The sequence below is a fragment of the Bradyrhizobium sp. genome (assembly GCF_016462955.1).
Taxonomy (GTDB): domain Bacteria; phylum Pseudomonadota; class Alphaproteobacteria; order Rhizobiales; family Xanthobacteraceae; genus Bradyrhizobium.
Genome location: NZ_JAEMSD010000226.1, coordinates 7,766 through 10,362, shown reverse-complemented (window position 1 = coordinate 10,362; position 2,597 = coordinate 7,766). Strand labels below are relative to the sequence as shown.

The 2,597-nt window shown below is 65.2% G+C and carries 5 protein-coding genes; all 5 read left to right on the top strand.

The genetic code is table 11. The features are described 5' to 3' along the window. The first annotated feature begins 81 nt into the window (after positions 1–81). Positions 82–579 (top strand): pantetheine-phosphate adenylyltransferase, encoded by a 498-nt coding sequence (gene coaD, locus JHD07_RS21870; RefSeq protein ID WP_291625667.1) that lies wholly within the window; start codon positions 82–84, stop codon positions 577–579. Positions 580–615: 36 nt separating this feature from the next. Further along, a complete protein-coding gene (locus tag JHD07_RS21865) occupies positions 616–1,179 on the top strand; it encodes a peptidylprolyl isomerase (protein ID WP_291625665.1) in 564 nt (187 codons plus the stop codon). Positions 1,180–1,188: 9 nt separating this feature from the next. After that, on the top strand, positions 1,189–1,611 hold the full coding sequence (locus JHD07_RS21860; RefSeq protein ID WP_291625663.1) for a hypothetical protein: 423 nt from the start codon (positions 1,189–1,191) through the stop codon (positions 1,609–1,611). Continuing rightward, on the top strand, positions 1,608–2,072 hold the full coding sequence (locus JHD07_RS21855; RefSeq protein WP_291625661.1) for a peptidylprolyl isomerase: 465 nt from the start codon (positions 1,608–1,610) through the stop codon (positions 2,070–2,072). The genes JHD07_RS21860 and JHD07_RS21855 overlap by 4 nt, the downstream gene beginning before the upstream one ends. Positions 2,073–2,216: 144 nt before the next feature. Continuing rightward, the coding region (locus JHD07_RS21850) for an S-adenosylmethionine:tRNA ribosyltransferase-isomerase (RefSeq protein ID WP_291625659.1) at positions 2,217–2,597 on the top strand (381 nt) is incomplete at its 3' end.

The following is a 2,597-nucleotide window of genomic DNA, read 5'->3' as shown; positions in this document are numbered from 1 at the left end:
GTCGGCGCCGTGCCGCGCTGAAGGTGGCCACCGGCGCCGGCCCGTTTCCTTCTCGCCCGAACTGCCCTACCTGGGGCGGCGATGAACCGCACAGCCTTCTATCCCGGTTCCTTCGACCCCATCACCAATGGCCATCTGGACGTGGTCCGGCACAGCGTGTCGCTGTGCGACCGGCTTGTGGTCGCAATCGGGGTCCACCCCGGCAAGAAGCCGCTGTTCTCGACCGAGGAGCGCCTGAAGATGCTTCATGACGTCTGCGGTCCGGTCGCGACCGAGGCCGGCTGCGTGCTCGAGGCTGTGACCTTCGATGATCTCTCGGTGACCGCGGCGCGCAAGCACGGCGCGACCATCATGATCCGGGGCCTGCGTGACGGCACCGACCTCGATTACGAGATGCAGCTCGCCGGCATGAACGGGGCGATGGCGCCAGACGTGCATACGGTATTCCTGCCGGCCTCTCCCATGGTCCGCCCGATCACCGCCACTTTGGTGCGCCAGATCGCCGGCATGGGCGGGGACGTCTCGGCCTTTGTTCCGCCGCTGGTGGCGTCACAGCTCAAGGCTAAATTCGCCGGATAACGGCCCGTTTCCTTTCTCATCCTGACCGGAGTTGTCATGATCCGAATTCTCGCAGTTCTTGCCGCGGTTCTGTTCGCGGTGCCGGCGATCGCGCAGCCATTGCCGGCCAATCTGGACAAGGCCAACGCCATCGTCATCGACAGCACCAAGGGCCGCATCGTCATCAAGCTCAGGAACGACATCGCGCCGCAGCATGCCGAGCGCATCAAGCAGCTGGCGCGCGAGGGCTTCTACAACAACGTGCCGTTTCATCGTGTCATGGACGGCTTCATGGCGCAGACGGGTGACGGCCAGAACGGCAACGGCACCGGCGGCTCGAAATATCCGAACCTGAAGCAGGAATTCTCCAAGGTGCATTTTGCCCGCGGCATCGTCGGCATGGCCCGGCGCGGCGACAGCGTCGACAGCGCCAACTCGCAGTTCTTCATCATGTTCGCCGACGGAGGCAGCCTCGATGGCCAGTACACCGTCATCGGCGAGGTCGTGCAGGGCATGGACGTCGTCGACAAGCTGAAGAAGGCGCCTGCCGGCTCGCCCGGCGGCTCCGTCACCGATCCCGACAAGATGGTGAAGGTGCAGGTCGCCTCCGACATCAAATAGGCGCGGGTGATGGCGCATCGCGGCAGCAGCCTCCTGCTGGTTGGCGCGATGGTGCTCGGCGCCTCCGGCGCGGCCGCGCAGGACATGCGGGTCAATACGATCCAGGACATCTTCCGGCACTTGCGTACCTGCTGGAGGCCGCCGTCCCCGGCCAGGGCGCGCCCACTCGACATCACCGTCGTCGTGAGCTTTAACCGGGCCGGAAACATACTGGGCCACCCGAGGATTACTTATGAATCCGCGGAGGCCTCCGACGATGACCGGCTGCAATACCGGATCGCGGTGATGGAGACGTTGCAACGCTGCACGCCATTGCCATTTACCGATGCAATGGCCGGCGCCGCCGCGGGACGTCCATTCGCGATCCAGTTCCGCAACCGCAAAACGTCACCTGACAAGACTTCACCCCCAACGCAAGAGAGACGAGCATGAGCGTTACCGAAAACACCCTGATCCTCGAGACCACGCAGGGCCCCGTCACCATCGAGATGCGGCCGGATCTCGCGCCCGGCCACGTCGCGCGCATCAAGGAGCTCGTGCGCGAGGGCTTCTACGACGGGATCGTCTTTCACCGCGTGATCGAGGGCTTCATGGCGCAGACCGGGTGCCCGCAGGGCACCGGCACCGGCGGCTCCGGCAAGAAGCTGAAGGCCGAGTTCAACAAGGAGCCGCATGTGCGCGGTACCGCTTCGATGGCCCGTGCCGCCAGTCCCGATTCCGGCGACAGCCAGTTCTTCATCTGCTTCGACGACGCCCGCTTCCTCGACAACCAGTACACGGTGTGGGGCAAGGTCACCGAGGGCATGGAGAACGTCGACAAGATCAAGCGCGGCGAGCCGGTGCAGAACCCCGACAAGATCGTCAAGGCGCGGATGGCCGCGGACAAGGAATAATAGTCAACCGACCGTCATCCTGAGGAGCGCGGAACGCGCGTCTCGAAGGATGAAGGCCCCGCTGCAACCCGGCCTTCATGGTTCGAGACGGCGCTACGCGCCTCCTCACCATGAGGGTCTGGCTGTGTTGCGCCAAGCCCGCTTATGCGCACCGAGCTCTTCGATTTCGATCTGCCCGCCGAGCGCATCGCGTTGCGCCCGGCGAGCCCGCGCGACTCCGCCAGGATGCTGGTGGTGGAGAACGGCGCTTTGCGTGACCAGACGGTCGCCGACCTTCCTCAATGGCTGAGGCCTGGCGATCAGCTCGTCGTCAACGACACCAAGGTCATCGCGGCGCAATTGAAGGGGCGCCGCATCGGCCGCGAGACCGAGCCCAGGATCGAGGCGACGCTGATCAAGCGGCTCGACGGCTCGCGCTGGCAGGCGTTGGTCAAGCCAGCGAAGAAGCTGACCGCCGGCGACCGCATCCGCTTCGGCAACGAGGGCAAGGTCTGCCTGCTCGGCCATCTCGACGCCGAGGTCGAG